The organism is Micrococcus sp. 63XJN7_6_ISO-PGPR-S23-444 (assembly GCF_058072765.1).
In genome coordinates this window covers 1,218,251-1,244,924 of record NZ_CM176516.1, presented here as the reverse complement: position 1 = coordinate 1,244,924, position 26,674 = coordinate 1,218,251, and the positions used below count along the sequence as shown (strand labels likewise).

25 protein-coding genes are annotated in these 26,674 nt (G+C 72.0%); 9 read left to right on the top strand and 16 right to left on the bottom strand.

What is annotated here, in order from left to right; translation table 11 throughout:
- Nucleotides 1-49 precede the first annotated feature (49 nt).
- Genes ctaC through AC3RJ9_RS05760 form a run of 3 tightly spaced genes read left to right on the top strand, consistent with a single transcriptional unit; the run spans nt 50 to nt 3,074 of the window.
- The gene (ctaC, locus tag AC3RJ9_RS05770; RefSeq protein ID WP_370448943.1) at nt 50-967 is read left to right on the top strand and encodes an aa3-type cytochrome oxidase subunit II; all 918 of its coding nucleotides are present in this window, start codon (nt 50-52) and stop codon (nt 965-967) included.
- Nucleotides 967-2,676 (top strand): aa3-type cytochrome oxidase subunit I, encoded by a 1,710-nt coding sequence (gene ctaD / locus AC3RJ9_RS05765; RefSeq protein ID WP_095346459.1) that lies wholly within the window; start codon nt 967-969, stop codon nt 2,674-2,676. Before ctaC ends, ctaD begins: the two co-directional genes overlap by 1 nt.
- Complete coding sequence (locus AC3RJ9_RS05760; RefSeq protein WP_036315109.1) at nt 2,673-3,074, top strand: cytochrome c oxidase subunit 4; 402 nt, start codon at nt 2,673-2,675, stop codon at nt 3,072-3,074. The genes ctaD and AC3RJ9_RS05760 overlap by 4 nt, the downstream gene beginning before the upstream one ends.
- A gap of 1,127 nt (nt 3,075-4,201) precedes the next feature.
- Here AC3RJ9_RS05760 and qcrB read toward each other — a convergent pair.
- The 4 genes from qcrB to ctaE all read right to left on the bottom strand — a co-directional run bounded on the left by qcrB (nt 4,202) and on the right by ctaE (nt 8,578).
- Nucleotides 4,202-5,896, bottom strand: a complete 1,695-nt coding sequence (qcrB, locus tag AC3RJ9_RS05755) for a cytochrome bc1 complex cytochrome b subunit (RefSeq protein WP_069941591.1) — start codon at nt 5,894-5,896, stop codon at nt 4,202-4,204.
- A 5-nt stretch (nt 5,897-5,901) separates the two neighbouring features.
- Nucleotides 5,902-6,978, bottom strand: coding sequence for a cytochrome bc1 complex Rieske iron-sulfur subunit (qcrA, locus tag AC3RJ9_RS05750; RefSeq protein WP_069941590.1), 1,077 nt, complete (start codon nt 6,976-6,978; stop codon nt 5,902-5,904).
- Nucleotides 6,979-7,047: 69 nt separating this feature from the next.
- Entirely contained in the window at nt 7,048-7,854 is an 807-nt protein-coding gene (qcrC, locus tag AC3RJ9_RS05745; protein ID WP_123243828.1) for a cytochrome bc1 complex diheme cytochrome c subunit, read from the bottom strand.
- 85 nt (nt 7,855-7,939) lie between these two features.
- Nucleotides 7,940-8,578: an aa3-type cytochrome oxidase subunit III gene (gene ctaE, locus AC3RJ9_RS05740; protein WP_428842618.1), complete on the bottom strand. Its 639-nt coding sequence runs from the start codon at nt 8,576-8,578 to the stop codon at nt 7,940-7,942.
- A 190-nt stretch (nt 8,579-8,768) separates the two neighbouring features.
- On the opposite strand from ctaE, the gene trpD reads away from it, so the two are divergent.
- Entirely contained in the window at nt 8,769-9,827 is a 1,059-nt protein-coding gene (gene trpD / locus AC3RJ9_RS05735; protein ID WP_123243829.1) for an anthranilate phosphoribosyltransferase, read from the top strand.
- Between the two features lie 54 nt (nt 9,828-9,881).
- On the opposite strand, the gene AC3RJ9_RS05730 is transcribed toward trpD, so the two are convergent.
- Complete coding sequence (locus AC3RJ9_RS05730) at nt 9,882-10,163, bottom strand: Lrp/AsnC family transcriptional regulator (RefSeq protein ID WP_123243830.1); 282 nt, start codon at nt 10,161-10,163, stop codon at nt 9,882-9,884.
- 68 nt (nt 10,164-10,231) lie between these two features.
- A complete protein-coding gene (locus tag AC3RJ9_RS05725) occupies nt 10,232-10,648 on the bottom strand; it encodes a DUF3054 domain-containing protein (RefSeq protein ID WP_123243831.1) in 417 nt (138 codons plus the stop codon).
- A 109-nt stretch (nt 10,649-10,757) separates the two neighbouring features.
- Here AC3RJ9_RS05725 and AC3RJ9_RS05720 point away from each other — a divergent pair, with 109 nt between their 5' ends.
- Complete coding sequence (locus AC3RJ9_RS05720) at nt 10,758-11,408, top strand: hypothetical protein (protein WP_123243832.1); 651 nt, start codon at nt 10,758-10,760, stop codon at nt 11,406-11,408.
- A 230-nt stretch (nt 11,409-11,638) separates the two neighbouring features.
- Entirely contained in the window at nt 11,639-11,755 is a 117-nt protein-coding gene (locus AC3RJ9_RS05715) for a superinfection immunity protein (RefSeq protein WP_233569894.1), read from the top strand.
- A gap of 16 nt (nt 11,756-11,771) precedes the next feature.
- On the opposite strand, the gene AC3RJ9_RS05710 is transcribed toward AC3RJ9_RS05715, so the two are convergent.
- Together AC3RJ9_RS05710 and AC3RJ9_RS05705 are read right to left on the bottom strand one after the other, a co-directional pair.
- Nucleotides 11,772-12,320, bottom strand: a complete 549-nt coding sequence (locus tag AC3RJ9_RS05710) for a maltokinase N-terminal cap-like domain-containing protein (RefSeq protein ID WP_123243833.1) — start codon at nt 12,318-12,320, stop codon at nt 11,772-11,774.
- A gap of 59 nt (nt 12,321-12,379) precedes the next feature.
- Nucleotides 12,380-14,485 (bottom strand): NADPH-dependent 2,4-dienoyl-CoA reductase, encoded by a 2,106-nt coding sequence (locus tag AC3RJ9_RS05705; protein ID WP_206495812.1) that lies wholly within the window; start codon nt 14,483-14,485, stop codon nt 12,380-12,382.
- 149 nt (nt 14,486-14,634) lie between these two features.
- Between AC3RJ9_RS05705 and AC3RJ9_RS05700 the strand changes: the two genes are divergently transcribed.
- From AC3RJ9_RS05700 to AC3RJ9_RS05690, 3 genes are all read left to right on the top strand, one after another.
- Complete coding sequence (locus AC3RJ9_RS05700) at nt 14,635-15,111, top strand: NfeD family protein (RefSeq protein WP_020624804.1); 477 nt, start codon at nt 14,635-14,637, stop codon at nt 15,109-15,111.
- Between the two features lie 52 nt (nt 15,112-15,163).
- Nucleotides 15,164-16,354 carry an SPFH domain-containing protein gene (locus AC3RJ9_RS05695; protein ID WP_020624805.1) on the top strand — a complete coding sequence of 397 codons (1,191 nt, stop codon included), beginning with the start codon at nt 15,164-15,166 and terminating at the stop codon, nt 16,352-16,354.
- 87 nt (nt 16,355-16,441) lie between these two features.
- Nucleotides 16,442-16,789, top strand: a complete 348-nt coding sequence (locus tag AC3RJ9_RS05690; RefSeq protein ID WP_012750883.1) for an RNA polymerase-binding protein RbpA — start codon at nt 16,442-16,444, stop codon at nt 16,787-16,789.
- Nucleotides 16,790-16,865: 76 nt separating this feature from the next.
- On the opposite strand, the gene AC3RJ9_RS05685 is transcribed toward AC3RJ9_RS05690, so the two are convergent.
- From AC3RJ9_RS05685 to AC3RJ9_RS05650, 8 genes are all read right to left on the bottom strand, one after another.
- On the bottom strand, nt 16,866-17,597 hold the full coding sequence (locus AC3RJ9_RS05685) for a polyprenol monophosphomannose synthase (protein WP_115261081.1): 732 nt from the start codon (nt 17,595-17,597) through the stop codon (nt 16,866-16,868).
- A 90-nt stretch (nt 17,598-17,687) separates the two neighbouring features.
- Complete coding sequence (locus tag AC3RJ9_RS05680; protein WP_206495811.1) at nt 17,688-18,767, bottom strand: hypothetical protein; 1,080 nt, start codon at nt 18,765-18,767, stop codon at nt 17,688-17,690.
- Nucleotides 18,768-18,786: 19 nt separating this feature from the next.
- Complete coding sequence (locus AC3RJ9_RS05675; RefSeq protein ID WP_101965453.1) at nt 18,787-21,777, bottom strand: DEAD/DEAH box helicase; 2,991 nt, start codon at nt 21,775-21,777, stop codon at nt 18,787-18,789.
- 74 nt (nt 21,778-21,851) lie between these two features.
- Nucleotides 21,852-22,709 carry a twin-arginine translocase subunit TatC gene (tatC, locus tag AC3RJ9_RS05670; protein WP_206495810.1) on the bottom strand — a complete coding sequence of 286 codons (858 nt, stop codon included), beginning with the start codon at nt 22,707-22,709 and terminating at the stop codon, nt 21,852-21,854.
- A gap of 20 nt (nt 22,710-22,729) precedes the next feature.
- Nucleotides 22,730-22,987 carry a twin-arginine translocase TatA/TatE family subunit gene (locus tag AC3RJ9_RS05665; protein ID WP_002855080.1) on the bottom strand — a complete coding sequence of 86 codons (258 nt, stop codon included), beginning with the start codon at nt 22,985-22,987 and terminating at the stop codon, nt 22,730-22,732.
- A 37-nt stretch (nt 22,988-23,024) separates the two neighbouring features.
- Nucleotides 23,025-25,133: a WYL domain-containing protein gene (locus tag AC3RJ9_RS05660; protein WP_206495809.1), complete on the bottom strand. Its 2,109-nt coding sequence runs from the start codon at nt 25,131-25,133 to the stop codon at nt 23,025-23,027.
- An 11-nt stretch (nt 25,134-25,144) separates the two neighbouring features.
- Nucleotides 25,145-25,540, bottom strand: coding sequence for an FKBP-type peptidyl-prolyl cis-trans isomerase (locus AC3RJ9_RS05655; RefSeq protein WP_010078659.1), 396 nt, complete (start codon nt 25,538-25,540; stop codon nt 25,145-25,147).
- A gap of 32 nt (nt 25,541-25,572) precedes the next feature.
- Nucleotides 25,573-26,664, bottom strand: a complete 1,092-nt coding sequence (locus tag AC3RJ9_RS05650; RefSeq protein WP_020627221.1) for an FKBP-type peptidyl-prolyl cis-trans isomerase — start codon at nt 26,662-26,664, stop codon at nt 25,573-25,575.
- Nucleotides 26,665-26,674: the final 10 nt, after the last annotated feature.

Genomic DNA, 26,674 nt, shown 5'->3' with positions numbered 1-26,674 from the left:
GGGGGAGCGGGGACGCCCCTCGCACACGAGATGAAGAGGAAGGCCGTCTGTGAGAGCACAGAATGACGCCGGACGTCGGACTCGCCGCCGCTGGACCGCCGGTGCCGTGGGCACCACGGCGCTCCTGGTGCTGACCGGCTGTTCGGCAGAGGTCCAGCGCGGCTGGTACCCCGGCACCCGGGACACCACCAACCACAACGCCCAGCTCACCGACCTGTGGGTGAACTCCTGGATCGCGGCCATGGTCGTCGGCCTGCTCGTCTGGGGCGCCATGATCTGGTGCATGGTGGCCTACCGCCGCCGCAAGAACGACCAGGGCTTCCCGAAGCAGACGGCCTACAACGTGCCGCTCGAGACCATGTTCACGGCCATCCCGATCCTGACGGTCTTCACCCTCTGGGGCTTCACCGACCGCGTCCAGACCGAGGTCGACCGCCCCGTGGACGACTCGCCGCTGACCGTCACCGTGTACGGCAAGCAGTGGTCCTGGGACTTCAACTACTCCTACGAGCAGGAGAACGGCGAGGTCATCGAGGCCCACTACTCCGGCATCCAGGCCCAGCTGGACGGCACCGAGGGCGTGCGTGACACCCTTCCGGTCCTGTACCTGCCGAACGACGTGCCGGTGCACTTCGAGCTGAAGTCCCGCGACGTGGCGCACTCCTTCTGGATCCCGCAGTTCCTCCAGAAGCGCGACATGATCCCCGGCAAGACCAACCACCTCTACCTGACCCCCCAGGAGCTGGGCAGCTACGACGGCAAGTGCGCCGAGCTGTGCGGCGAGTACCACTCCGAGATGCTCTTCAACGTCGAGGTCGTGGACGAGGCCGAGTTCGTGGACCGCCTCGAGGAGATGGAGCCGGGTCAGGTGGGCGAAGAGTACAGCCGCAACCCCAACAACAACCCTGACGGCGCCGGGACGATGGAGCGCGATCTCCAGACCCCCCGCGGTGGAGGTAGCCACTGATGACCACTTACGAGTACGCAACGGATGAGGTGCGCTCACAGGCGCAGCCTCGTGTGGTGCCCCGTTCGCTGGGCAAGATCGTCGTCAGCTGGCTGACGACGACCGACCACAAGGTGCTCGGGTACATGTACCTGATCACGTCCTTCATCTTCTTCTGCATCGGCGGCGTCATGGCCCTCATGATCCGCGCGGAGCTCTTCGAGCCCGGCATGCAGATCCTGCAGACGAAGGAGCAGTACAACCAGCTGTTCACCATGCACGGCACGCTCATGCTGCTCATGTTCGCGACCCCGCTCTTCGTGGGCTTCGCCAACGTGCTGGTGCCGCTGCAGATCGGCGCTCCGGACGTGTCCTTCCCGCGTCTGAACGCCCTGGCGTTCTGGTTCTTCCTGTTCGGCTCGCTCATCGCGACCGCCGGCTTCCTCACCCCGCAGGGTGCGGCCTCGTTCGGCTGGTTCGCCTACGCCCCGCTCTCCAACACCACGTACTCGCCGGGCGTCGGCGGTGACCTCTGGGTGTTCGGTCTGGTCCTCCAGGGCTTCGGCACGATCATGGGCGGCGTCAACTTCATCACCACGATCCTGACGATGCGTGCTCCTGGCATGACGATGTGGCGCATGCCGATCTTCACGTGGAACACGCTCATCACCGGCATCCTGATCATGATGGCGTTCCCGCCGCTGGCCGCCGCGCTCTTCGCGCTGGGCCTGGACCGTCGCTTCGGCGGCCACATCTTCAACCCGGAGAACGGCGGCGCCATCCTGTGGCAGCACCTCTTCTGGTTCTTCGGCCACCCCGAGGTGTACATCATCGCCCTGCCGTTCTTCGGCGTCGTGTCGGAGATCATCCCGGTGTTCTCCCGCAAGCCGATCTTCGGTTACAAGTCCATCGTGTTCGCGACGACGGCGATCGCCGCGCTCTCCGTGACGGTGTGGGCGCACCACATGTACGTGACCGGCGCCGTGCTCCTGCCGTTCTTCTCCGTGATGACCATGCTCATCGCGGTCCCGACCGGCGTGAAGTTCGTGAACTGGATCGGCACCATGTGGCGCGGTTCGATCACCTTCGAGACCCCGATGCTGTGGACGCTCGGCTTCATGGTCACCTTCCTGTTCGGTGGCCTGACCGGCGTCATCCTGGCGTCGCCGCCCCTGGACTTCCAGGTGTCCGACACGTACTTCGTCGTGGCGCACTTCCACTACGTCGTCTTCGGCACCGTGGTGTTCGCGATGTTCGCCGGCTTCTTCTTCTGGTGGCCGAAGTTCACCGGCAAGATGCTGAACGAGCGTCTCGGCAAGATCCAGTTCTGGATGCTGTTCGTGGGCTTCCACGGCACGTTCCTGATCCAGCACTGGCTCGGTGTCATCGGCATGCCCCGTCGCTACGCGGACTACATGGTGGAGGACAGCTTCCAGGCGATGAACGCGTTCTCCTCGGTGTTCTCCTTCGTTCTCGGCGCGTCGCTGATCCCGTTCTTCTGGAACGTCTACATCACCTCGCGCTATGGCAAGAAGGTCACCGTGGACGACCCGTGGGGCTTCGGCGCCTCGCTCGAGTGGACCACTTCGTGCCCGCCGCCGCGGCACAACTTCCACTCCCTGCCGCGCATCCGCTCCGAGCGTCCGGCGCTGGATCTGCACCACCCGGAGCTCTTCCCGCACTCGCCTCAGAACACGTCTGAGGCCTTCGGAGAGAAGGTCGCCCAGTGAAGGTCGCAGCCAACATCTTCTGGATCATCGGCCTGTTCTTCATCGCAGCCGCCACCCTCTACGGGTTCTGGGTCGAGTGGACCGAGTGGGCAGGCATCCCGGCCATCTACGCCGTGGGCGGGATGTCCTGGATGATCGCGTGGTACCTGAACGTCACCGAGCGGAAGTACGGCGTCGGGCCCGCCGATGATGCGGACGGCCAGATCGCCGACTACGCCGGCACCTACGGCACCTTCGCTCCCTGGAGCTGGTGGCCGCTGGGCCTCGGCCTGGCCTGCGCGATCATCGTGACCGGTCTGGCCGTCGGCTGGTGGATCTTCATCATCGGCGTCATCGCGGGCGCCTACTTCACCTTCGGGTGGGTCTACGAGTTCTCTCGGGGCAAGTACGCCCACTGACCCGACCGTCGTCGAACGCCGCAGGCCGGACCCCTTGGGGTCCGGCCTGCGGCGTTTTCATGCCGCGTGTGCTGCGGAGCGACACGGCGCCGTCGCGGGCAGCCAGCTCCTGCGCCGCGGGGCCGGTCACGGCGACCGGCCTACTCGCCGCTCGGGGGCCAGGCGTGGTGCCCGGGTGAAGGGTTCGCCTGGTGGCCCGTCCCGCTGTCTCGTGGTCTGCGTAGGCCCGGGCATCGACCGCCGCGCAGAGTCAGCGGCGCGCCAGGAGCGCCTCACCGCGCTGCCCATGACGACGTCTGCGTGCCGCGGCGGCACTTGAATGGGCCGTCCCGTCGCGCGTCCCGTTGATGCCCGTGCCCGCGACTCCTACGCCGCTCTCAGCGGCCGGAACGAGCCTCGTCACGTAGAGACCGGGCAGGGGAGTCGCACGGGGTGCAGGCCAGCAGGGCCGTCGCTTGTGACGGTCCACGTGGCGAGGTGAGGGTGACACTTTCGGTGGGCGCCGGACGAGGCCCCCTCCGCCCCCTCTGCACCGTCCGAGGGGGCGGGGCCGGCCCGGCCTCCGGAGAGCCCGTGGCCGCGTCCGCACGGGCACCTGCCACGCACTGTCGACAGCTCCTCGGTCAGGAAGAAAGGGCTGGCCGGTGGTTGCGGCGATGGGCCTCATCATCACCATCGGTGCATCGGTGCATCGGTGCATCGGTGCAGCGGAGTACGGCTTGGCTCTGCACCGGTGCCCACCATGTTGACCGTGACGCCGTGGCCTGCATCCGGGCCGTCGTCCATCTCGGGGCCCAGGGGTGGCGGATGGCCACCCTGCCGGGACAGCCCCCGCCGCCAGGACACACCGTCGGGCACGGGCCCGCGGCACCTGGGAGTCCGGAACCGGGCACGTGGCCGTCAGCAGGGGCCGGGCACGTCCCAGGCTGGCGGGAAACGCTGGGCAGGCCCACGGGGGTGGCCCGGGACCGGCGGGCCTGAACCCTTCGCCGTCCATGCGGGCCGATGCGCGCCGCGGCGTCGGGGCTGCTCAGGGCAGCGCGTCCTCGAGGTCACCCTGGGAACGTCGAAGGGCCCCACGCACCATGGTGCGTGGGGCCCTTCGTCAGGGAATCAGCCGCTCGGGATCAGCGATCCAGGTGAGGGGCGTGCGAGCCGTGCTCGAGCTCGACGGGGTGCTCCTCGTGGCCGTGCTGGCCGTGGGTGCGGGCCTCCACCAGCTCCTCGCGGGAGACCGGGGCGACGCGATCCTGGTAGAACATGCGGTTCAGGCCGGCACGGGCCTTCTCCAGCATGCCCACCTTGCCGTTGCGGCCGGGGATGGCCGGCACCGGGCGACGATCCTCGAAGGACACCAGGCGGTACAGCTCGTAGTCGGTGAGCTGACGGTGCCGCTCGTGGAAGCCGCCCTCGGGGGACATCTCGATGACACCGGCCTCGTGGCCGTGGAGCACGAGCTCACGGTCCTTGCGCTGCAGGGAGAGGCAGATGCGGCGGGTGACGATGAAGGCGATCACCGGGCCGAGGAAGAACAGCGCGCGCAGCACGTACAGCACGTCGTTCAGGGAGAGGCGGAAGTGGGTGGCGATGAGGTCCGAGGACGCGGCCGCCCACATGACGCAGTACCAGACGACGGCGGCCACGCCGATGCCCGTGCGGGCCGGGGCGTTGCGCGGACGGTCGAGCAGGTGGTGCTCAGTGTTGTCCTTGGTGATCCACCGCTCGATCCAGGGCCAGGTGCACATGCCGACGAGCAGGACGCCGACCGGGATCAGCGGCACGAGCACGCCCATGGGCAGGGACACCGAGGAGCCCCACGGCATCGGGATGTTCCAGAGGAAGGAGTAGTCGCCGATCATGCCCGGCATGAGGCGCAGGGCGCCGTCGAACACGCCGATGTACCAGTCGGGCTGGGTGCCGGCCTGCACCGGGGACGGATCGTACGGGCCGTAGTTCCAGTTGGCGTTGATCGTCACCGTGGAGGCGATGAGCGCGAGCACACCGAACACGATGAAGAAGAAGCCGCCGGCCTTGGCCGCGTACACGGGGCCCACCGGGTAGCCGACCACGTTGTCCTCGGTGCGGCCCGGGCCCGGGTACTGGGTGTGCTTGTGCACGACGACCATGAACAGGTGGATGCCGATCAGCAGCAGGATGGCGGCCGGCACGATCATGATGTGCAGGGCGTACAGGCGGCCGATGACCGAGTGGCCGGGGAACTCGCCGCCGAAGAAGAAGGCGGAGAGGTACGTGCCCACCAGCGGCAGCGACTTCAGGATGCCGTCGATGATGCGCAGGCCGTTGCCGGAGAGCACCTCGTCGGGCAGGGAGTAGCCGGTGAAGCCGGCGGCCCAGCCGGCCATCAGCAGGAAGCAGCCGACCAGCCAGTTCAGCTCACGCGGGCGACGGAACGCGCCGGTGAAGAACACGCGCAGCATGTGGACGGACATGGCCGCCACGAACATCAGCGCCGCCCAGTGGTGCAGCTGGCGCATGAACAGGCCGCCGCGCACGTCGAACGAGATGTCCAGGGTCGAGGCGTAGGCCGCGGACATCTCGATGCCGCGCAGCGGGGCGTAGGCCCCGTCGTAGACGACCTCCGACATGGAGGGGTCGAAGAAGAGGGTGAGGAACGCGCCGGACAGCAGCAGGATGACGAAGCTGTACAGGGCGACCTCGCCGAACATGAACGTCCAGTGGTCCGGGAAGATCTTGCGGCCGAAGAACTTCACGATCGGCGACATGCCCATGCGGGTGTCGACGAAGTTGGCGATGCGGCCGGTCGTGGTCGCCGGCTGGAACTCATTCACGGTGGTGCTCATAGGTGTCAGCCACGCTCCCAGTAGACAGGCCCGACGGGCTCATGGAAATCGCTCTGGGCCACGAGGTAGCCCTCGTCGTCCACGGTGATCGGCAGCTGCGGCAGCGCGTGGCTGGCCGGGCCGAAGATGACCTTGCACTCCTGCGTCAGGTCGAAGGTCGACTGGTGGCAGGGGCAGAGCAGGTGGTGGGTGTGCTGCTCGTACAGGGCGATCGGGCAGCCCACGTGCGTGCAGACCTTGGAGTAGGCGAAGATCCCGTCCACGTTCCAGTCCTCGCGACCCGGGGTGATCTTCACCTTGGCCGGGTCGAGGCGCATGAGCAGGACGACGGCCTTGGCCTTCTGGTTGAGCTTGTCAGGGCCCAGGTCGTTCAGGCCGTCGGGGATGACGTGCACGGCGGAGCCGAGCGTGACGTCCGAGGCCTTGATGGGGGAGCCGGTGGGGTCGCGCACGAGGCGCACGCCCTCGGCCCACATGGTGTGGCGCAGACGCTCAGGGCCGAAGTTGTGAGCCTCCTGGTCCGAGAAATTGTCCGAGTCGTCCAGATCGCGGAACACGGCGATGAACGGCAGGGGGGCCAGCAGGGCGGCGCCGATCAGGGTGTTGCGCAGCAGGGGGCGGCGCTTGATCTGCGACTCGTCCAGGATCTCGGAGATCATCCCGGTGGCGGCCACGCGGTCGTCCTCCGAGCGGATCTCGTGACGGTCCTCCACGGTCTCGTGGTCCGGCATCAGGGTCTTGGCCCAGTGCACCACGCCGATGCCGATGCCGAACATGGCGAGGGCGGTGCCCAGGCCGAGCAGCAGGTTCTGCAGGTAGATCTTGCTGAACGCCTCACCGTTGCCGATCTGCCCCACACCGAAGTAGCCGATGAAGAAGAGCACCGTGCCCACGATGGAGATGAGGAACATGACCGAGACCTGACGCTCGGCGCGCTTCGCGGCCTTCGGATCCTCATCGGCCAGGCGCGGACGGTGCGGAGGCAGGCCCGGGTTGTCGATCGCGTACCGGGGCGCGTCCTCGCCGGCGTGCTCGAGGGAACCCGAGCGGTGCTCGGTCCCTTCAAAGCCTTTCTCGCCCATATGTCCTGTTTCCTTTACTCGAGTGATGAATGTCGATGACGGGTGGTCGGCGCGCCTGCGCCGATGGGATCAGGAGGATCGGCTGGTGAGCCAGACCATGAAGCCGATGATCAGCGCCAGGCCCGCGGTCCAGATGAACAGGCCCTCGGAGACGGGGCCGAGCGAGCCGAGGGTGAGGCCGCCGGGGGAGCCCTGGTTCTCGATGGTCTTGAGGTAGGCGATGATGTCGCGCTTGTCCTCGGGCTTGATGTTCGAGTCGGAGAACACCGGCATGTTCTGCGGGCCGGTCTCCATGGCCTCGTAGATGTGCTTCTCGTCCACGCCCTGCAGAGACGGGGCGTACTTGCCGCGGGTGAGCGCACCGCCGGCCGCAGCCGCGTTGTGGCACATGGCGCAGTTGATGCGGAACAGGTCGCCGCCACGGGTGATGTCCACGTCCTCGTGGTTCACATCCAGGTACTCGTCCTCTGGGATGGCCGGGCCGGCGCCGAGGGAGGCGACGTAGGCGGCGAGCTGAGCGGTCTGCTCCTCGTTGAACTGGTTCGGTTTGGCCGGGGCCTGCGGGCCGTTCATCTGCATCGGCATGCGGCCGGTGCCCACCTGGAAGTCGACGGAGGCGGCGCCGACACCGATCAGGGACGGGCCGGAGGGACCCCCCGCGGCACCCGTGCCGTGGCACGAGGCGCAGTTCGCGTTGAAGAGCTTCTCGCCCTCGGAGATGTCATCAGCCGAGGCGGCCGCGGTGACCTGCGTGGCCGCCTGCGCCTGGTTCACGGTGCTCGCGACGGAGTACAGTCCGCCGGTCACCAGGAGTCCCAGCAGGAGGAGCGCCAGCCCCATCAGGGGATGGCGTCGGTTCTGCGAAAGTGCCTTCACGAGGGTTTCCTATCGTTCTCTTCCGGGGCGGGCCGCTCATGCTGCCGGCCCTGGCCTGAAGTCGGTGCGGTGAGTGGGGGTCGTCTTACTTCAGGAAGTAGACGATGAAGAACAGGGCGATCCAGACGACGTCCACGAAGTGCCAGTAGTAGGACACGACGATCGCCGACGTGGCCTCGTGGTGGCCGAAGCGGCGGGCCATGTAGGCGCGGCCGATGATGAAGAGGAACGCGATCAGGCCACCGGTCACGTGGATGGCGTGGAAGCCGGTGGTGATGTAGAACGCCGAGCCGTACGCGTTCGCCGCGACGGTCACACCCTCGGAGACGAGGACCGCGTACTCGTAGGACTGCACCGCCACGAAGATCGAGCCCATGATGAAGGTCAGGATGAACCACTCGACCATGCCCCACTTCCCGAACTGCAGGAAGCCGCCGGTGCGGCGGGGCTGAAGGCGCTCGGCGGCGAGGACGCCGAACTGGGCGGTGACGGAGGAGAGCACCAGGATCGTCGTGTTCACCGCGGCGAGCGGGACGTTGAGGATCGCGGTGTGCTCGGCCCAGAGCTCCGGAGACGTGGAGCGAAGGGTGAAGTACATGGCGAAGAGCCCACCGAAGAACATGAGCTCGCTGGCAAGCCACACCATGGTCCCGACCTGCACCATGTTCGGCCGGCTCGGGAGCCCCGTGGTGGGCTGATGGAGAGTGGGGTTAGCTGTGGTCACCCAGCCATTATGGCCCCAAACACCGCCCGGGCGGTAAATCGAACCTACCGTGTCGCAGGACAGGTCGTCAGCACCGTCGGGGGGTTTCAGTGTCAGTCGGGGGCTGGCGTCCAGGGGATGTCCAGGTTCACGGCGGGCGGCGCATGACACGACGCGGTGCCGGGTGCGGCCGGGCCGCTAGGCTCAGTGCGTGAGCACCCCCGAGAACACCGCAGCAGTCCTGGGGACCTCCTGGCCGGAGGTCTTCCGCGCCCTCACCGTCGGTGAGGACCTCAGCGACGACGTCGCCGCGTGGGCCATGGGGGAGATGATGGCCGGCGATGCCACCGAGGGGCAGGTGGGCGGATTCCTCCTCGCCCTGGCCGCCAAGGGGGTGACGGTGCCGGAGCTGCGTGGCCTGACCGAGGCGATGGTGCAGGCGGCGAACCCGGTGCACGTGCCGGGGGAGACCCTCGACGTCGTGGGCACGGGCGGCGACCGCCTGGGCACCGTGAACCTGTCCACGATGTCCTCGCTCGTGGCCGCCGGCGCGGGCGCGCGGATCGTCAAGCACGGGAACCGCGGCGCCTCGTCCACGGCCGGCGCGGCCGACGTGATCGAGGCCCTCGGTGTGGACCTGTCCATGCCGGCCCGGAAGGCCGAGGAGTGCGCCGAGGCCGTGGGCATCACGTTCCTCTTCGCCCAGAACTACCACCCGTCCATGAAGTACGTGGCCCCGGTGCGCAAGCAGCTCGGCGTGCCCACCGTGTTCAACTTCCTCGGCCCGCTGAGCAATCCGGCCCAGGTCACCGCCCAGGCCCTGGGCTGCTCGAGCGAGGCCATGGTCCCGCTGCTCGCCCAGGTGCTCGCGGACCGGGGGGTGCGCGGCTTCGTCTTCCGCGGGGCGGACGGCCGGGACAAGATCACGACGTCGGGGCCGTCGACCGTCATGGAGGTCCGGGACGGTGTGCGCACCCACGAGCTCGATCCCCGGGAGCTGGGCATCGACCTGGCCCCCGTCCAGGCTCTGGCCGGGCGGGACGGCGCCTACAACGCGACCCTCGTCCGCGCTCTGCTGGCGGGGGAGAAGGGCCCGATCCGCGACGCCGTCCTCCTCAACGCGGCCGCGGGCCTGACGGCCTGGGACCGCGACGCGGACGCTCCGCTGATGGAGCGACTGGCGGCCAACATGACGCGGGCCGCCGAGTCGATCGACTCCGGCGCCGCGCGTGACGTCCTGGACCGCTGGGTCGCCTTCTCCCGGTCCTGATGGTGCGACCACGGGCCCTCACCGGCGAGGTGGGGCCCGTCGTCGAGAGGATGCTCAGGAGTCGAAGCCGAGCGCCCATCCCTCGCCGAGGTCCTCGGACGAGTAGGTCCGGAAGGCCAGCATGGTCTCGGTGTCCTGGATCCCGTCGACCTTGGAGAGGTGGTCGGCGATCACGTCGGCGAGGTCCTCGTAGCGGCGCACCGTGACCATCGCCACCAGGTCCCACGCGCCGGTCACGGAGTAGACCGACCCGACCCCCTCGAGCGCGGCGAGGGTCTCGGCGGTCTCCGGGATGCTGGATTTGTCGGTCTTGATCAAGACGATGGCGGTGACCACGGGCGGTCCTCATTTCCTCGATGCTGCGGGTCCGGTGTCCGCGATGATCCTAGCCGCGCGCCGACCCCTCACCTCCGGGTGCGGCGCACCAGCCAGGCGGTCACGGCCCGGCGACCCAGGAGCAGGACGCCCAGCACCCCGAGCGCCACGAGCACGAAGGACACGGGTGCGCCACCGAGGCCGAAGGCCACGCGCAGGACCATCCCGACGGCGACGGTCCCCAGCCACACGATCACGCCGTGGGGCCACACGCGGGCCCAGGTCCGGTGTCCGGAGGTCAGCCCGGTCATGAGCAGGAGACCCGCGAGGAACGGCGCCGCCGTGACCAGCAGCCCCAGCGGCCCGCGCTCCGTCGCGTGCTGCCCCTGGCCCAGGGCCACGAAGAGGAGGGTGAGCAGGAGGTCGACGGACAGCGCCGGCAGGGCGCCGCGCGGGTCACGGTGCTCGGCGGGCACGGCACGACGGGCGGAGGGGGAGGACGTCATGCATCCAGTCTGGCCCACCGACTCGTCCGGACGCAGCGTCCGGCCAGGGGCGGCTCGGCGGACGCGCCCTACGACAAGACAGGACAATTGTCAGAGATAGGCTCTCTGTATGGTGTCCGTGCATCTGGTGCCCATCCGACCGACCGCCGCCACGGCCGACGACGCCCGACGTCTGGCAGCGGCGCTGCTCGACGATCCCCGCCCGGACGCGGCTGTGACCTCGGCGGCGTGGCGTGTCGACCAATCCGACCCGGACGGCGAGGCGGCGTCGCACGACGGCGAGCTGGCCGTCGTCCTCGACGACATGACGGCTGCGGTGGGCCTGGCGCTGTGGGCCGTGCGGACCGGGTCCTGGGCGGTGCTGCTGAATCCCGAGGGTGCCTCCGACAAAAACTCATCGTTATCACACCTGACTCCAGCCGAGCGACGACGCGCCCGGCGGGCACCGGGACGGCTGGTGCTGCCGCACGGACGTGGCCCGGGCCGCGCCGCGGAGGCCGGCGGAGAGGCTGATCTGCGCTGTGCGGAGGCCACCCTGCAGCTGGTCGCCACGGTGGAACGGCGCCGGTCCGGTGACCAGCATGCAGCGGGGCGGCTGGTCGAAGCCGGTGCCAGTCAGCGAGAGGCGGCGGCGGAGCTCGGGATCAGTCAGCAGGCCGTCCATTCCCGGTTGCGGCACGGGCTCTGGCACGAGAGCCGGACGGCGGTGTCGGCTGTCCTGCCGTTGCTGGAAAGGCTGTCTGCAGACCCGGGGGAGTGAACCCCGGCACGCGGCGTCTGTACCGCCCGGCGCGGCCACCTTGCCCAGCTTACGACGCAGCGCGTGCCACGCAGGGTGGCGCTCGAAGGGGAGGCGAAGAACGGGCTAGTTGACATAATGTACATTATCGGCGCACCACAGAACGGCAGGCGGGGCGCCGCGCGGCGGGTCTCGCGCGTAGCCTGGACCCATGACGATCATGACCGACCAGCGCGTCCACCGTGTGGGCGGTGTTCTGGGTGAACCTGCTCACCGGGTGGACCGTCCTCGGCTGGTGCATCGCGCTGTACATGTCGCTCACCAGCCATCGCCGGCTGCGGTTCTGGGGCGGTCCGCGCGGCCTCTGACCGCGCGGACCGCCCCTCAGGAAAGGCGCGCGACGACGGCCCGCACACCGTCTCCCTCGGCGATCAGGCATCGCGGGCCGTCGACGTCCGCCTCATCCGTCTCCGACAGCTCGACCGGCACCTCGAGCTCCCCCGTCGCATCGGCGCCGATCACGCGGAGGGTGAGGTCCGGGGCGCGCGTCTCGAGGTAGGTCCCGGACTCGTCGTGCATCTCGAGTCGGGCCTGCGGGATCTCGCCGCGCACGCCCGCCGCGAGGATGCGGCGCGCGTCCGGGTCGGTGGCGGCGTCCACGACCCAGCGGTGTCCCAGGACGGAGTGCTCCGCCTCGGCCACGACGTCCCCCTCGAGGGGTGCGTCGCCTCGGTAGGCGAACGCGGTCTGATACAGCTGGTCCCCCACGCGCACGAGCATCGACTCGACGCCGATCTCGCCGGCGGGATCGTCGAACCGGTACGAGCCGACCTTCTCGGCGGTCACGTCCGCGGGCAGTCCGTGCGCCACGAGGCGGCGGCGGATCCATTCGGGCTTGTCCGGGTCCAGGCGTGCGGTGTAGATGAGAGCCATGCCCCGACCGTAGCCCCGACGTCGCTCGCCCGCGAGGGCCCGCCGGCCGGCGGCGCGGCTCAGCCCTGCACGGCCCGCACGGCGTGGTCCATGGCCCGGTAGGCGTCGAGCTCGCGGGCTTCGGCCGCCCCGCCGATCAGGCGCACCGCCTCCGGCGCGTAGCCCGCGGCCACGAGGTCCTCGACGAGATCCGTCTCGGACACCTGCCCGGCGCACACGACGACGTCCGTCACGTCCAGGGTCAGCGCCACGCGGGCCTCGGGGTCCTCCGGCGACGGCGCGGTCACGCGCAGACCGTCGGGGCCGACGCCCTCGTAGGTCACACCGGAGTGCAGCTGGACCCCGTGCTGCCGCAGCTCGGCGCGGTGCACCCAGCCGGTGGTGGGACGCAGTCGGGCGCCGATGGGTCCGGGGCTGCGCTGGAGCAGATGGACCTCGCGTCCGGGGCGGGCCGCGGCCGGCTTCGCGAGCTGGCCCGGCGTCTCCGAGGTCAGGGCCACGCCCCAGCGGGCCCGCCAGTGCGCCTGCGTCTCGGGTGTCCCGTCCGGCCGTTCGGTGCCGGCTGCCAGGGCCTCGGCGACATCCACGCCCACGCCGCCGGCGCCGATCACCGCGACGCGCGGGCCGACGTCGACGTGCCCCAGGACCACGTCGTCGTACGCGTGGACGGCGGGCGCACCCGGCTCCCCCGTCCCGGGTAGAGCGACCGGCCGGGGCCGCACGCCGGTGGTGAGGAGCACCTCGTCGTAGCCCGGCCGCCCATCGTCCGTCAGGAGTGCCTGTGCGGAGACCTCCTCCCCGGTCACGAGCGTCACCCCGGATGCCTCAGCGCGGGCCGCCAGGTGCTCCAGCGCCGGACCGAACTCCTCCTTGCCGGGAATGCGGCGGGCGAGCCGGAACTGCCCACCGGGCTCGGCGTGCCGGTCGAACAGGGTGACCTCGTGCCCGAACCGGGCCGCACGCTCCGCGGCCGTCAGGCCCGCCGGCCCGGCACCGACCACGGCGATCCGGCGCCGGCGACCGAGGGCCACCGGGACGGGCGCGGCGTACTCCGGCTCCGTCTCCCGCCCGGCGCGGGGGTTCATCAGGCACGAGACCTTGGCCCCGGTGAACACGTGGTCGAGGCAGGCCTGGTTGCAGGCGATGCACGGGGTCAGGGTCCGAGCGCGCGGGTCGCTGATCGCGGCCATCCACTCGGGGTCCGCCAGCAGGGGCCGGGCCAGCCCGACGAGCGCGGCGGCCCCGGACGTCAGCGCCTCCTCCGCCTCGGCGGGGGTGGTCAGCCGGTTGGAGGCGATCACGGGGATGTCGACGGCGGCGGTCAGGTCAGCCGAGGCGGCGAGGAACGCGGCGCGCGGCACGGAGGTCACGATGGTCGGCACACGCGACTCGTGCCACCCGATGCCGGTCATCAAGACGTCCGCTCCGGCGGCCTCGAAGGCCCGGGCGGTGTCCGCGATCTCCGCGCGCGTCTGCCCGTCGGGGACGAGGTCCGCCGCCGAGGTGCGCACCGAGAGCACGCCGCGCTCCCCCAGCGCCTCGCGCACGGCCGCGACCACCGCGACCGGGAACCGGCGTCGGCGCTCGGCGTCGCCCCCGTACTCGTCGGCGCGTCGGTTCGTCGCCGGGGCGAGGAACTGGTTGAGGAGGTAGCCCTCCGAGGCCATGATCTCCACGCCGTCGTATCCGGCCTCCAGGGCCAACGTGGCCGCGCGTGCGAACGCGTTCACGGTCCGCTCGATGTCCGCGGCCGTCATCTCCCGGGGCGTGTGCCGCGAGATCGGGGCGCGCACCGCGGAGGCCGAGACCAGGTCGGGGCTGGGGGCGTAGCGTCCCGCGTGCAGCAGCTGGGCGAGGATCCTGCCCCCGGCTGCGTGGACGGCGTCCGTGACGACGCGATGGGCGCGCGCGTCCTCCTCGCTGGCGAGCATCCCCCCGCCCAGCGTCACCGTGCCCTCGGGGACGACGCCCAGGCCGCCGGTGACGATGAGCCCGACGCCGCCGCGTGCCCGCTCCGCGTAGAACGCCGCCAGCTGCGGCAGGTCGTCGTGCCGATCCTCCAGTCCCATGTGCATCGAGGCCATGACCACCCGGTTGGGCAGCCGGAGGGGGCCCAGAGTGATCGGCTGGAGCAGGGGCGAGACCGCGACGGGTGAAGATGTCATGCCGCTCACATTACCGGGCGGTAGCCCCCTCCTTCCAGGACCGCCTGGGGACACGCTGTGTCCGGCGCCACTGCGTAGGGCAGGATGGGGATCACACGTCGACGCGCGGCAGACCCGTCCGCGCACCCGACACGGAGGGGAGCGCACGCATGGAGTGGATCGAGGCGAACGCGGGCTGGCTGTGGCTGGTGCTGGCCGCCGGCCTGGCCGGCGTCGAGCTGCTGACCCTCGACCTCGTCTTCCTGATGATCGCCGCCGGGGCCGGCGCGGCGGGGGTGGTCGCGCTCGTGGGCGGCCCGCTGGCGCTCCAGCTCGCGGCGTTCGCCGCCGTCGCCCTGCTGATGCTCGCCGCCGTGCGCCCCGTCGCCCTGCGCCACCTGCGCAAGGACACCGGCGCCGGTGCCTCCTACCTGGACACGCTCCCGGGGCGCCGCGTCGCGGCCCAGGGAGCGATCACCGGCGACGCCGGCACGCTCGCCGTCGACGGCGACACCTGGTCCGCCCGCGTCGAGCCCGGGGCGCCCGAGGTCGCCCCCGGCGACGAGGTGACCGTCCTGCGCATCGACGGGGCCACCCTGGTGGTCCGCCCGCTCCCCCGCATCGACTGGGAGGCGGACGGCGCCTGAGCCGCCCCACGTCCTCGTTCCGACCGCACCGACCCCAGAAGAAGGGACCCCGATGGAAACCCTCATCGTCCTCGTCGTCCTCGCCGTCCTCGCGGCGGTGATCGTGGCCTCCTCGGTCAAGATCATCCCGCAGGCGCGGACGGCCAACATCGAACGCCTCGGCAAGTACAACCGCACGGCCGGCGCCGGGCTGACCCTGATCATCCCGTTCGTGGACCGCATGCTCCCGATGGTGGACATGCGCGAGCAGGTCGTCTCGTTCCCGCCCCAGCCGGTGATCACCGAGGACAACCTCGTCGTCTCCATCGACACGGTCGTCTACTTCCAGGTCACGGACGCCAAGGCCGCGACCTATGAGATCGCCAACTACATCCACGCGGTGGAGCAGCTCACCACCACCACCCTGCGCAACGTCGTGGGCGGCATGAATCTCGAGGAGGCCCTGACCTCTCGCGACTCCATCAACTCCCAGCTGCGCGGCGTGCTGGACGACGCCACCACGCGCTGGGGCCTGCGGGTCTCGCGGGTGGAGCTCAAGGCCATCGACCCGCCCATGTCCATCCAGGACTCGATGGAGAAGCAGATGCGCGCCGAGCGCGACCGTCGCGCCGCCATCCTCACCGCCGAGGGCACGAAGCAGGCCGCCATCCTCACGGCCGAGGGCGAGCGCCAGTCCCAGATCCTTTCCGCCGAGGGCGAGGCTCAGGCCCGCGTGCTGCGCGCCAACGCCGAGGCGGAGGCGATCGAGGTGGTCTTCGACGCCATCCACTCCGGCGGCGCCGACTCCGAGGTCCTGGCCTACCAGTACCTGCAGTCCCTGCCCAAGATCGCCGACGGCCAGGCCACCACCATGTTCGTGGTCCCTGCCGAGCTCACCCGCGCCCTGCAGGGCCTCGGTGAGGCGTTCGCCCCCGGCGACGGCGGCCGCCCCACCCCGGAGCACGCACCCCGGCGTCGGGACTCCGGGGACCGCGCGGGCGAGTCGGGAGCCGAGCACGCCGGCGTCACCCCGGAGCGCGCGCGGCGGCCGCGTGGGTCCCGTCCCACCACCGCCGATGCCCTGCGCGCCAGTGGCGTCATGGACGCGATGACCGCCGGTGCGGTGACGGCGGAGGACATGCCGCAGACCTCGCTCGACGAGGCCCTGGCCACGCCGCAGGAGATCGAGCCCGACCCGTCGGCCGGCCGCACCCCCGGCACCCGTCCGGCCGGCGAGGCCGACGGGAATGCTGTGGGACACTGAATGGTTCCATCAGTGAGGACGACCCGCCGCGCCTCGATCGGCCCGCGCCCCCGCGCGGGCCTCGGCGCGGCCTGACGAGGAGGAAACGTGAGCGATCGCAGCCTGCGGGGCATGCGCCTGGGCGCGCAGTCCCTGGAGTCCGAGGCCGGCGTCGAGCCCGCCGCCCGGCAGCGGGTGGAGTACCGCACGGAGGACGGCGAGCAGGTGTTCGTGACCTTCTCCGTGGAGGCGGACGTGCCGGCCACCTGGACCTCGAAGACCGGCAAGGAGGCGTTCCTCGTCAGCGGCGAGAAGCCGGCTGAGACCGAGGGCAAGCCCGTGCGCACCCACTGGGACATGCTGCGCGAGCGCCGCAGCCTCGAGGAGCTGGAGGAGACGTACAAGATCCAGCTCAACAAGCTGCGCGCCAGCCGCGGCGAGGACGTCGACGCCTGACCCGCCGCTCCCCCACGCACGACGGGGCCGGATCCGCCATGGATCCGGCCCCGTCGTCGTTCGGGGGCTGTGCGCCTCAGAGGCCGAGGCGGGCGCGCAGGCCCTCCCAGCGCGCGGCCAGGCCCCACCGGGTCACGTTGACCACGGCCTCGCCGACGATGCCGCCGCTCATCTTGGACTCGCCGAGCTCACGCTCCACGAACGTGATCGGGACCTCGACGATCCGCTTGCCGAGGCGGGCCGTGCGGAAGGTCATGTCCACCTGGAACCCGTAGCCCTTGGACTCGATCGCGTCGAGGTCGATCGCACGGAGCGTGTCGGCCCGGTAGGCGCGGTAGCCCGCCGTGATGTCCGTCAGGTTGAGGCCGAGCATGATCCGCGGGTACAGGGATCCGGCCCACGAGATCATCTTGCGGGAGGTCGGCCAGTTCACCATCTTGCCGCCCGGCACGCGGCGCGAGCCGATCACCAGGTCCGCGGTGCGGACGGCCTCCAGCAGGCGCGGCAGCTGCTCCGGCTGGTGCGAGCCGTCTGCGTCCATCTCGACCAGGACGTCGTAGCCGCGCTCCAGGCCCCAGCGGAACCCGGCGATGTAGGCGCCGCCCAGGCCGTCCTTGGTGGTGCGGTGCAGCACGTGCACCGAGGGGTCCTCGGCGGCGCGGGCGTCAGCCCAGTCGCCCGTGCCGTCCGGGGAGGCGTCGTCCACCACGAGAACGTCGGACTCCGGGACGGCGTCACGGAGTCGGCCGAGGGTCAGCGGCAGCGACTCGATCTCGTTGTACGTGGGGATGATGGTCAGCACGCGCATGTGCGGTTCTCGCCTTCCGGCCGGGGTCGTGGGGGCGGCCCGCCGGTCGGACGGGCCATCGCATCCGTTCGAGTATAGGAAGCGGAGGTCTCAGACCGGCGTCGCGGCGTCGCGCGCCACGTCCTCCGCGGCGATCCGGCCGTCCACCCAGGTGGCCCGCCAGCGGGGCAGGGTGGTCTCGGCATCGAGGGCCGGCAGCAGCGGCGTGCCGGCCCGGGTGTCCGTGCTCCACGCCGCCACCCGGCCGTCCGGCGACTGCACAGCCACCGCGTCCGCGTCCCAGACGCCGAACACGGCCGGGGCCGACACGGTCAGGCGCGGGGCGACGGACAGGCCGGCCGCCGGAGCGTCGGGCAGCGCGCGCAGCGGGGTGCGGGTCGCGGCGGCGAAGGCGGAGCGGGCGGAGATGCGCTCGTCCGGGTCGGGGTGGGACAGCGCCGACCGGACGGCGGCCCACGGGTCCCCGGCCGGGCCGGCACCGAGGCACACGGAGACGGCGTCGGCCAGCAGGCTCGCCACGGGTGCGTGCAGCACGCCGTCCGCGTCGGGCACGACGGTGGCACTGACCCCGGCGGCGGCCAGGAAGGCGCGGTCCTCGGCGGTGACCGGGTGGGTGACCACGAGCCGATGGCGCACGCGCCCCAGGGCGGCGGTGCCGAGTTCCTCTGCGACCGAGCGCAGGGCGGTCAGGGCCACGTCCTGGGCGCCGGGCCCGGCGTCCGCGTCGTCGTCGGGGACGAGGTAGGCCTGCTCCCCCGCCTGGGTCGAGGCCGTCAGGAGAGCGGCGAGCGTGGCGGGGTCGGTCCCGATGGGCAGCCACACCCCGGCCGCCTCGGCGTCCACGCGGTCCGCGTGCCGGTAGACGACCGTCTGGACGTCCTCGTCGGCAGGCGCGGCGCCCGTGTCCTCGGGCGCGGCCAGGACCGTCACGACGGCGGTGCCGCGACTCAGCGCGTCACGCGCGTCCGCGGGCCGGGCCAGCGGCTCGACGAACACCGGCACGACGACGGCGCCGTCGAGGTCGCGCCGTTCGTCGCCCGGGTCGGCCACGCGGTCCGCGGAGTCGTCCGCGCCGAGCCAGGCGATCATCCCGTCCCGGACCAGCAGCGCCTGTGCGTACGGGTCCGTCGTGGAGTGGATGATGCCGCGGGTCAACAGGTGTGCGCTCACCCGCCCACCCTAGCCCGTGTCAGTCCTCGTCCGCGCGCGGCGCCGAGGCCGCCGGCAGCGAGGTGGCCACGACGCCGCGGGAGACGAGGTCCGCGGCCCGGCGGCAGGCACGGCTGCGACGGGTGTCCCCGGGGACGTTGGCCAGCTGGCCCAGCACGTCGATGACCTGCCGCGCCCAGCGGACGAAGTCGCCCGCGGCGAGGTCCGCGCCGTCAAGGGTGCGGCGCAGGGTGGCGCCCCGCACCCAGCGGTGCATGGGTGCCACCAGCCCGGGGTCCGTCCGGGGCGTCGGCTCGAGCCGGGCCTGGGCCTCGTCCGTGCGCAGGCGCTCCTCGATGCGCTCGGCGGCCTCCGCGACGCGCGCGAGCCGGGGGGTCGGCATCGGGACCAGTCCGGGCTCGGTCTCCCCCTTGCCCTGGTACACGAGCAGCGCGGCGACGGCGGCCCACTCCTCCGGCGTCAGGCCGTCCATGGCCGGATCCTGCAGCACCAGCGAGGTGAACAGGTCCCGCTCGCCGTAGATCCGGCGCAGGGCCTCGCCGCGCTCCGTGAGCGCCGCACGGGGTGAGGGCGCGTCCTCCTGCACGTAGCCGTAGGCGCGCAGCAGACCGACCACGCGGTCGAACGTGCGGGCGATGGTGTTGGTGCGGCCCGCGATGCGCTCCCTCAGGACGGAGACCTCCCGCCGCATGGCCCACCAGCGGTCGCCCCAGCGGGCGTGCTCCTCGCGGTCCTGGCAGCCGTGGCACGGGTGGCGGCGCAGCGCCCGGCGCAGCTCCTCGACCCGGGGCGCGGCCGGGTCCTCCCGGAGGCGGAAGCCCGCCGTGCTGCGGCCTCCGGCGGGCGGGCGGCCCGTGCGCACGGCCTCGCGCATGAGCGCGGCGACGTCCTTGCGCTGCGCGGGCGTCTTCACCTGCACCACCTGGGGCAGGGCGGCGCCTGCCACCGGCTCGACCGGCCCGGCGACGTCGTCCACCGTGATGCGGCGCAGCTGCGCCTTGTCCGTGACGACGCCGACGCGCGGATTCTGGGGGTTGCCGGCGGGGAACACGACGACGGCCCGGCCGAGTGAGCGGCCGGCATCGAGCTCGACGACGTCCCCGACCGCGAGGTTCGCGAGCGAGTCCTTCACGGCGGCCAGGTGGGCTCGACGGCGTCCCTGCGAGCCGGACTTCTCCGCGGCCGCGAGCTCCTTGCGCAGGGTGAGGTACTCGGCGAAGTCGCCGAGGTGACACTGCATGGCCTCCTCGTACTTCTCGAGGCTGGCCTGCTTCGAACGGAGCTCGCGGGCCAGGCCCACCACGGAGCGGTCCGCCTGGAACTGGGCGAACGAGGACTCGAGGATGCCCCGCGCCTGCTCCGCGCCGACCTGCGCCAGCAGATTCGCGGACATGTTGTAGGTGGGCCGGAACGAGGAGCGCAGCGGGTACGTGCGGCGCGAGGCCAGGCGCGCGACGGCGGCCGGGTCCAGCCCGGGACGCCACATCACCACGGCGTGGCCCTCGACGTCGATGCCGCGGCGGCCCGCCCGGCCCGTCAGCTGGGTGTACTCCCCCGGCGTGATGTCGACGTGGTTCTCGCCGTTGAACTTGACCAGCTTCTCGATCACCACGGAGCGGGCCGGCATGTTGATGCCGAGGGCGAGGGTCTCCGTGGCGAACACGGCCTTGAGCGCGCCGGCGGTGAACAGGTCCTCGACGGCCTCCTTGAACGGGGGCAGCATGCCGGCGTGGTGGGCCGCGAAGCCCCGGGACAGGCCGTCCCGCCACGCCCAGAACCCGAGGATCTCCAGGTCCTCGACGGGCAGCAGGCGCGCCGCCTCCTCGACCCGCTCGGCCACGAGCGCCTTCTCCCGCGCCGTGGTGAGGTCGAGCCCGGCCCGCAGGCACTGCTCCACGGCGGCGTCGCAGCCGGTCCGGGAGAAGATGAAGGTGATGCATGGCAGCAGCCCGTCGCGGTCGAGGACCCGGATCATCTCCGGACGCGACGTGGACAGCCGCGGTCCGCGCCGCGGGCCGCCGTCGTGACCGCCCGGCCGACCAGAGACCGGCCGCTCCCGGTCCAGTGCGGACGAGCCGGTCCGGCCCCGGCCGCCGTCGCGACCCGTGTGCCGGCCGCCCCTGGCCCGCCCCTTCGTGCCGCCCCCGCGCCCGTCGCGGTGCTGCTGCCGCCCGGGGCGCCCCCAGTCGGCGCGCTGGAACCGGCGCTCGGCCTCCTCCCCCAGGCGCTTGAGCTCGGGGTTGAGCAGGGCCTCCCCGTCCCGGTCCGCGGCGTCCTCGAAGGCGATGTCCTCGGCGAACAGGTCGTAGAGCCGGCCCCCGGCCATGATGTGCTGCCACAGCGGCACCGGCCGGTGTTCCGAGACGATCACGGTGGTGGCGCCCCGGACCGTGTCGAGCCAGGCGCCGAACTCCTCGGCGTTGGACACCGTGGCGGACAGGGAGATCAGCTGCACGTGCTCGGGCAGGTGGATGATGACCTCCTCCCACACCGGTCCCCGAAACCGGTCGGCGAGGTAGTGGACCTCGTCCATGACGACGAAGCCGAGGTCGATGAGGGTGTCCGACTGCGCGTACAGCATGTTGCGCAGCACCTCGGTGGTCATCACGACGACGGGCGCGTCCGGATTGACGGAGGTGTCCCCCGTGAGCAGGCCGACGTTCTCCGCGCCGTGCACGCGGGCGAGGTCCGCGTGCTTCTGGTTGCTGAGGGCCTTGATGGGGGTGGTGTAGAACGCCTTCGTGCCGCGGGCCAGGGCCAGGTGGACGGCGAACTCGCCGACCACCGTCTTGCCGGCACCGGTGGGCGCCGCGACGAGGACGCCGTGGCCGTCCTCGACCTCGGCGCACGCGCGGCGCTGGAAGTCGTCGAGGGGAAAGCCCACGCGTGCGGCGAACCGGCCGAGCTCGGAGCCGGCATGGTGCCGGGCCGCCCGGGCACGGGCGTAGCGCTCCGCCGGGCTCAGCTCGGGTTCGTCGTGCGGGGTCGCGGACGCGGGATGGTGGGCCATGGCCCCACCCTACTGGCGGGTCCGGACGCCGTCGTGGTCGTGCGTCCGGGCGTGAGGGCTGCGGCGTACGACGCTCAGATCTGATCGAGCGGCTTCGGGCCTTCGGCGAGCTCCGCCTCGACGTCCACCTCGCGCTGCCCCGAGCGGCGGTCGCGACGACGGTCCCCCCACAGACACAGGACGATGGCCACGCCGAAGAGGACGACGAGCGGGATCGCCATGTAGAACATGGAGATGGCGTCCGCACCGGGGGCGGCGATCGCGGCGATCAGCATGATCACGAAGACGGTGATGCGCCAGTGGTGGACGATCGTGCGGCCCGGCAGGATGCCGAGCATGTTCAGTCCCACCAGCAGCACCGGCAGCACCATGGCCACGCCGAACGCGAGGTAGAGACGCGTGACGAAGCTGATGTACACCGACGCCGTAGGGAGATTCGCGCCGCCCTCGGGAGTGAAGCCCACGAAGAACTGGACGGCCTGCGGCATCACGAGCCACCCCAGCGCGATGCCGAAGATGAACAGGGGCACGGCCGCGGCGATGAAGCCCAGGGCGTACTTCTTCTCGGCCTTCTTCAGACCCGGCACGATGAATGCCCAGATCTGGTAGAGCCAGACCGGGCTGGACAGGATGAGCCCGATGAACATGCTGACCTTGAGCATGAGGTCGAACGGCGAGGCCACCGTGTCATAGGCGACGGCCGCCGTGTGTCCCTGGCTGGCGATCTCCTTGACCGGGCGGAACAGCTCCGCCATGACCGGCTGGTAGACGAGGAAGCCGATCACCATGCCGACCGCGACGGCGAGTCCCGACTTCAGCAGTCGGTTGCGCAGCTCCGTGAGGTGCTCGCGCAGCGGCATCTCGCCGGTGGGGTTGTCCCGCCGCTTCCGGCGGCGCCGGGTGCGGCGGGCGACCTCGTCGACCTCGGTCATCGGGTGGGGGTCCTTCCGGCTCAGCGCGGGTCGCGCGGGTCGGTCTCGTCACGCTCGACGACGCGGCCCTCGACCGGCTCGTCCGCGGCGGTGGAGCCGGCGCCGGAGCGCTCGTCCGTGGTGCCCTTGCCCTCGGTGCGCATCTGCTTCACCTCGGAGGAGAAGATGCGCATCGACTGGCCGAGGTTGCGGGCCATCGCGGGCAGCTTCGGGGCCGCGAAGAGCAGGATCGCGAGCAGGATGATGATGACGAGCTGCCAGCCCTGGAGTCCAGCCATGATGAGGGGTCCTTTCGATGGGGTTCCGGGGTCCAGGCTACCGCGCCGGCAGGGCCGCGAGGGCATCGCCCAGCGCGTCCGCCACGGACGCCCGGAGGTCGGCGGGGGCCAGCACCTGGACGGCGCCGCCGTGGCGTCCGACCAGCGCGGCGGCCACGGCGGCGTCGGTCAGATGCACCCGGGTGAGGCGGTCGCCGTCGGGCAGGTCGGCCTGGGCGTCCGGGCGGTAGCCGGCGGCCGCGTCGCGGACGGGATGGGCCCAGCGCAGCAGCACGGGCACCCCCGCGGCGTCGTCGGGGTGGACCCGCCAGCGTGCGGGCCGGGCCCGGGGCGCGAACGTCTCCCCCGTGGGTGCGGGCGCGCTGATCCGGTCCACCCGGAACACCCGGTGGTCCTCGGCGCGACGGCACCACGCCTGCAGGTAGAGGCGCGCCCCGTCCTGCACCAGGGCCAGCGGCTCCACGTCCCGCTCGGTGAGGGCGTCGGCATGCACGGAGCGGTAGGTCAGGTGGACGACGGTCCGCTCCGCCACGGCGGCCAGCAGGGTGCGCACCGTCGCGGGGTCCACGGCCACGTCCCAGTGGGCGGCGACGGCGACCGGGGGCTCGCCGGCGGTGTGCGCCTCGGCCTCCTGGAGGGCGGCGTCGTCCGCGTCGTCCGCGTCGTCCGCGTCCGGGGCCCCCGCGTCCAGGACCGCGGCGCGGATCCGGCGCTGAGCGGAGCGGGCGGCCTCGCGGTCGGCCTCGTCCAGCACCGGCAGGTCCGCGACCGTCTGCAGGGCGGCGACGAGGCTGTGCGCCTCGGGGCGCGTCAGCCGCACGGGACCGGCCAGGTCGGCGGCGCGCTCCACGTGGACGCGGCCGGCCACCTCCGCCACCTCGAACTGGAAGCCGGGGAAGTCGCGCTCGGGCATGCCGCAGTAGCGCAGCGTCTCGAGGTCGGCGTCGAGGCGCTCGTCGGTGATGCCGAGGCGGGCGCGCAGCTCCGCCCGGTCCACCCCGCCGGCCCGGTTGGCCAGCCCCACGATGTCCAGCAGGCGGCCCACGAGGTCCTCGCTCGAGTCGCGGGCGCGGCGCCGGACGGGCGCGGCGAGCGCCACCTCGAGCAGGGCCGGGTCGGCGGGGCCGGCGTGGGACTCCGCCGCGGCGGCCAGGCCCGCGCGGACGCGGTCGGTCAGGTCCGGGTGCGCGGCCGAGGGCACGGCGAGGCCCAGCAGGCCGCCGATCTCCGCGGCGAGGCCGTCCTCGCGCGGTCCGGCCGGGGCCTCCCAGAGCTCCCAGCCGGGTCCCGGTGCGGCGCCGTCCTCGGCGCGGGGCTCGGCGGGCTCACCGACCGCGCGGACGCCCTGGCCCCGGCCGGGCGCGAGCCACACGCGGACCCGCTCGGCGTCGGCCTGCCCGGCCAGGCGCGCCACGAGGCCGGCGTGGTCGTGGTCCTCGGGACGGCCGGGGGCGTCCGTCGCCCGCTCGAGGCGGCGTGGCTCCCCCTCCATCCGGGTGAGCCGGAAGCTGCGCTCGGCGCCGCGGTCGAGGTCCCAGCCGGTGAGGTACCAGCGGCCGCGCACGAGGGTGAGGAACCAGGCCCGCACGGTGCGCCGGGTGGCCCGCCCCCGCGCGTCGCGGTAGGGGAAGCGCAGCACGGCCTCGTCGGCCACGGCCTGGGTGAGGGCCTCGAGCCGGGGGTCGGCCCGGGGCATGAGGGTGTGGTACCCGGCCAGCTCGTCGTCGCCCGTGAGGTCGGTGGCCGGCTGGAACAGCAGGCCCACGGCGCGGACGACGTCGGCGCGCAGCGGCGAGTCGCCCCACAGGCGCCGCGCCCGCACGAGGGCGCGGCGCTCGTCCACGGTGAGGTCGAGGTCGCGCAGCAGCAGCGCGTCGCGGACGACGCGGTGCCGCACCCCCGCCTCGCCCTCGTCGAAGCCGGCGGGCTCGAGCGTCTCCAGCGGGACCCCCACGGCGCGCAGCACGCGGCGGTCCCGCTGGAAGAGCTTCTCGAAGGCGGCGTCCGTGAGCCCCTCGTAGCCGACGACCTGCCGTCGGATCCGGTCACGCTCGAGGCCGTGCGGCGCCGAGAGCAGCAGCCACAGCAGCGAGATGATGCGCTCGGCGGCCTCGTCGCCGGCGCGCCGCGGGGCGGGTGGGGTCACGGGGCCCGGGGTCAGTCGACCGAGACGAGGTCGCAGACGAAGATGAGCGTCTCGTTCGGCCCGATCGCGGAGCCGGCGCCGCGGGCGCCGTAGCCCAGGTGCGGCGGGATCTCGAGGCGGCGGCGGCCGCCGACCTTCATGCCGAGCAGGCCCTGGTCCCAGCCGGCGATGACCTGGCCGACGCCGACGGTCAGGGGCAGCGGGGTGCCGCGGTTCCACGAGGCGTCGAACTCCTCGCCGGTGGACCAGGCCACGCCCACGTAGTGGACCTGCACGCGGGAGCCGGCCTCGACGGCCGGGCCGGAGCCCTCGATCAGGTCCTCCACCACGAGCTCGGTGGGCGGGGTCTCGCCCGGGAAGTCGATCTCGGGCTTGGTGCGGTCGTAGTCGCGCTGTCCGAAGGACACGGTGCTCTCCTCTTGGGTTCTCGTGGACGGGGTCAGTTCGCCGACGGGGTGGCGGACGCCTGGGCGTCCAGGATGTCCACCACGAACAGCAGGGGCTCGTTCTCGCCGATGGCCGGCGGGCTGCCCTGCTCACCGTAGGCCTTCTCGGCCGGGATCGACAGGAGGACGCGCGAGCCCACCTTCTGGCCGGCCAGACCCTCCTTCCAGCCCTCGATGACCTGGTTGAGGGAGAACGTGATGGCCTGGCCCGTCTCCCAGGACGAGTCGAAGACCTCTCCGTCGGACCACGTCACGCCCTCGTACTGCACGGTCACGGTGTCGTCCGCACCGACCTCGCGGCCCTCGCCCTGGATCAGAGGCTGGACCACCAGCTCCTGGGGCGCCTCGCCGTCGGGCTTCGCGATGCTCGGCCGGCCGCTCTGCTCGTCCACGGTGACGTCGGGCAGGCGTTCGTCCCGCTCGGTCACCTCCTCACCCTCGGCCTGCTTCGGCAGGATGGCGTCGATCTTGTAGACGAACAGCTGGGCGGGCTGCGTCTGGGTGGAGGGGGAGGCACTCGGCGACGCGCTCTCGGTCTGCGGGACGGAGACGTCGTACTGGGGGCTGTACGCGGCGACGATCGTGCCGGCACCGCTGCCCACCAGCATCTCGTGGATCTCCGGGTTCATGGACTTGAGCTGGTCGTCCACGGGCACGGCCTCCGGTTCGCCGCTGAAGTTCTCGGCGACCACCTCGCCGCTGGCCGGATCGACGACGGCGATCGACATCTTCAGGACGTCGCCCTCCTGCACCTGCTCCCCCTCGCCGGCGGTCAGCACCCGCGTGGTGGGCTGGTCGGTGTCGATCTCCCCGTCGATCTCGACCGTCGGCGCCCCGCCGTCGCCCTCCGTGAAGGTGACACCCGTCAGGGCGTCCGGCTCCCCCTGGCCCTCGCCGACGGCCGCCCGCTCGGGGGCGGCCGACGTGGAGGCCGACGCGGTGTCGCTGTGGCGCTGGTCCGCCCCGTCGTCGCCGGTGGCGCAGGCGGTGGCCAGCATCAGGCCCGCGGCGCCGAGGGACAGCAGCGGCAGCAGGCGGCGACGGCGGCGGGCCGTCGGGGGCTGGGGGGTCTGGGACGAACTCATGCGTGTCACC

Excerpts from the sequence above, each read along its gene's own strand:
- qcrB (WP_069941591.1), bottom strand. The coding sequence starts at position 5,896 with ATGAGCACCACCGTGAATGAGTTCCAGCCGGCGACCACGACCGGCCGC.
- ctaD (WP_095346459.1), top strand. The coding sequence starts at position 967 with ATGACCACTTACGAGTACGCAACGGATGAGGTGCGCTCACAGGCGCAG.
- AC3RJ9_RS05665 (WP_002855080.1), bottom strand. The coding sequence starts at position 22,987 with ATGGCTGGACTCCAGGGCTGGCAGCTCGTCATCATCATCCTGCTCGCG.
- AC3RJ9_RS05725 (WP_123243831.1), bottom strand. The coding sequence starts at position 10,648 with ATGACGTCCTCCCCCTCCGCCCGTCGTGCCGTGCCCGCCGAGCACCGT.
- AC3RJ9_RS05695 (WP_020624805.1), top strand. The coding sequence starts at position 15,164 with ATGGAAACCCTCATCGTCCTCGTCGTCCTCGCCGTCCTCGCGGCGGTG.
- AC3RJ9_RS05705 (WP_206495812.1), bottom strand. The coding sequence starts at position 14,485 with ATGACATCTTCACCCGTCGCGGTCTCGCCCCTGCTCCAGCCGATCACT.
- AC3RJ9_RS05700 (WP_020624804.1), top strand. The coding sequence starts at position 14,635 with ATGGAGTGGATCGAGGCGAACGCGGGCTGGCTGTGGCTGGTGCTGGCC.
- AC3RJ9_RS05710 (WP_123243833.1), bottom strand. The coding sequence starts at position 12,320 with ATGGCTCTCATCTACACCGCACGCCTGGACCCGGACAAGCCCGAATGG.
- AC3RJ9_RS05650 (WP_020627221.1), bottom strand. The coding sequence starts at position 26,664 with ATGAGTTCGTCCCAGACCCCCCAGCCCCCGACGGCCCGCCGCCGTCGC.
- AC3RJ9_RS05685 (WP_115261081.1), bottom strand. The coding sequence starts at position 17,597 with ATGCGCGTGCTGACCATCATCCCCACGTACAACGAGATCGAGTCGCTG.
- AC3RJ9_RS05720 (WP_123243832.1), top strand. The coding sequence starts at position 10,758 with ATGGTGTCCGTGCATCTGGTGCCCATCCGACCGACCGCCGCCACGGCC.
- qcrA (WP_069941590.1), bottom strand. The coding sequence starts at position 6,978 with ATGGGCGAGAAAGGCTTTGAAGGGACCGAGCACCGCTCGGGTTCCCTC.
- tatC (WP_206495810.1), bottom strand. The coding sequence starts at position 22,709 with ATGACCGAGGTCGACGAGGTCGCCCGCCGCACCCGGCGCCGCCGGAAG.
- AC3RJ9_RS05675 (WP_101965453.1), bottom strand. The coding sequence starts at position 21,777 with ATGGCCCACCATCCCGCGTCCGCGACCCCGCACGACGAACCCGAGCTG.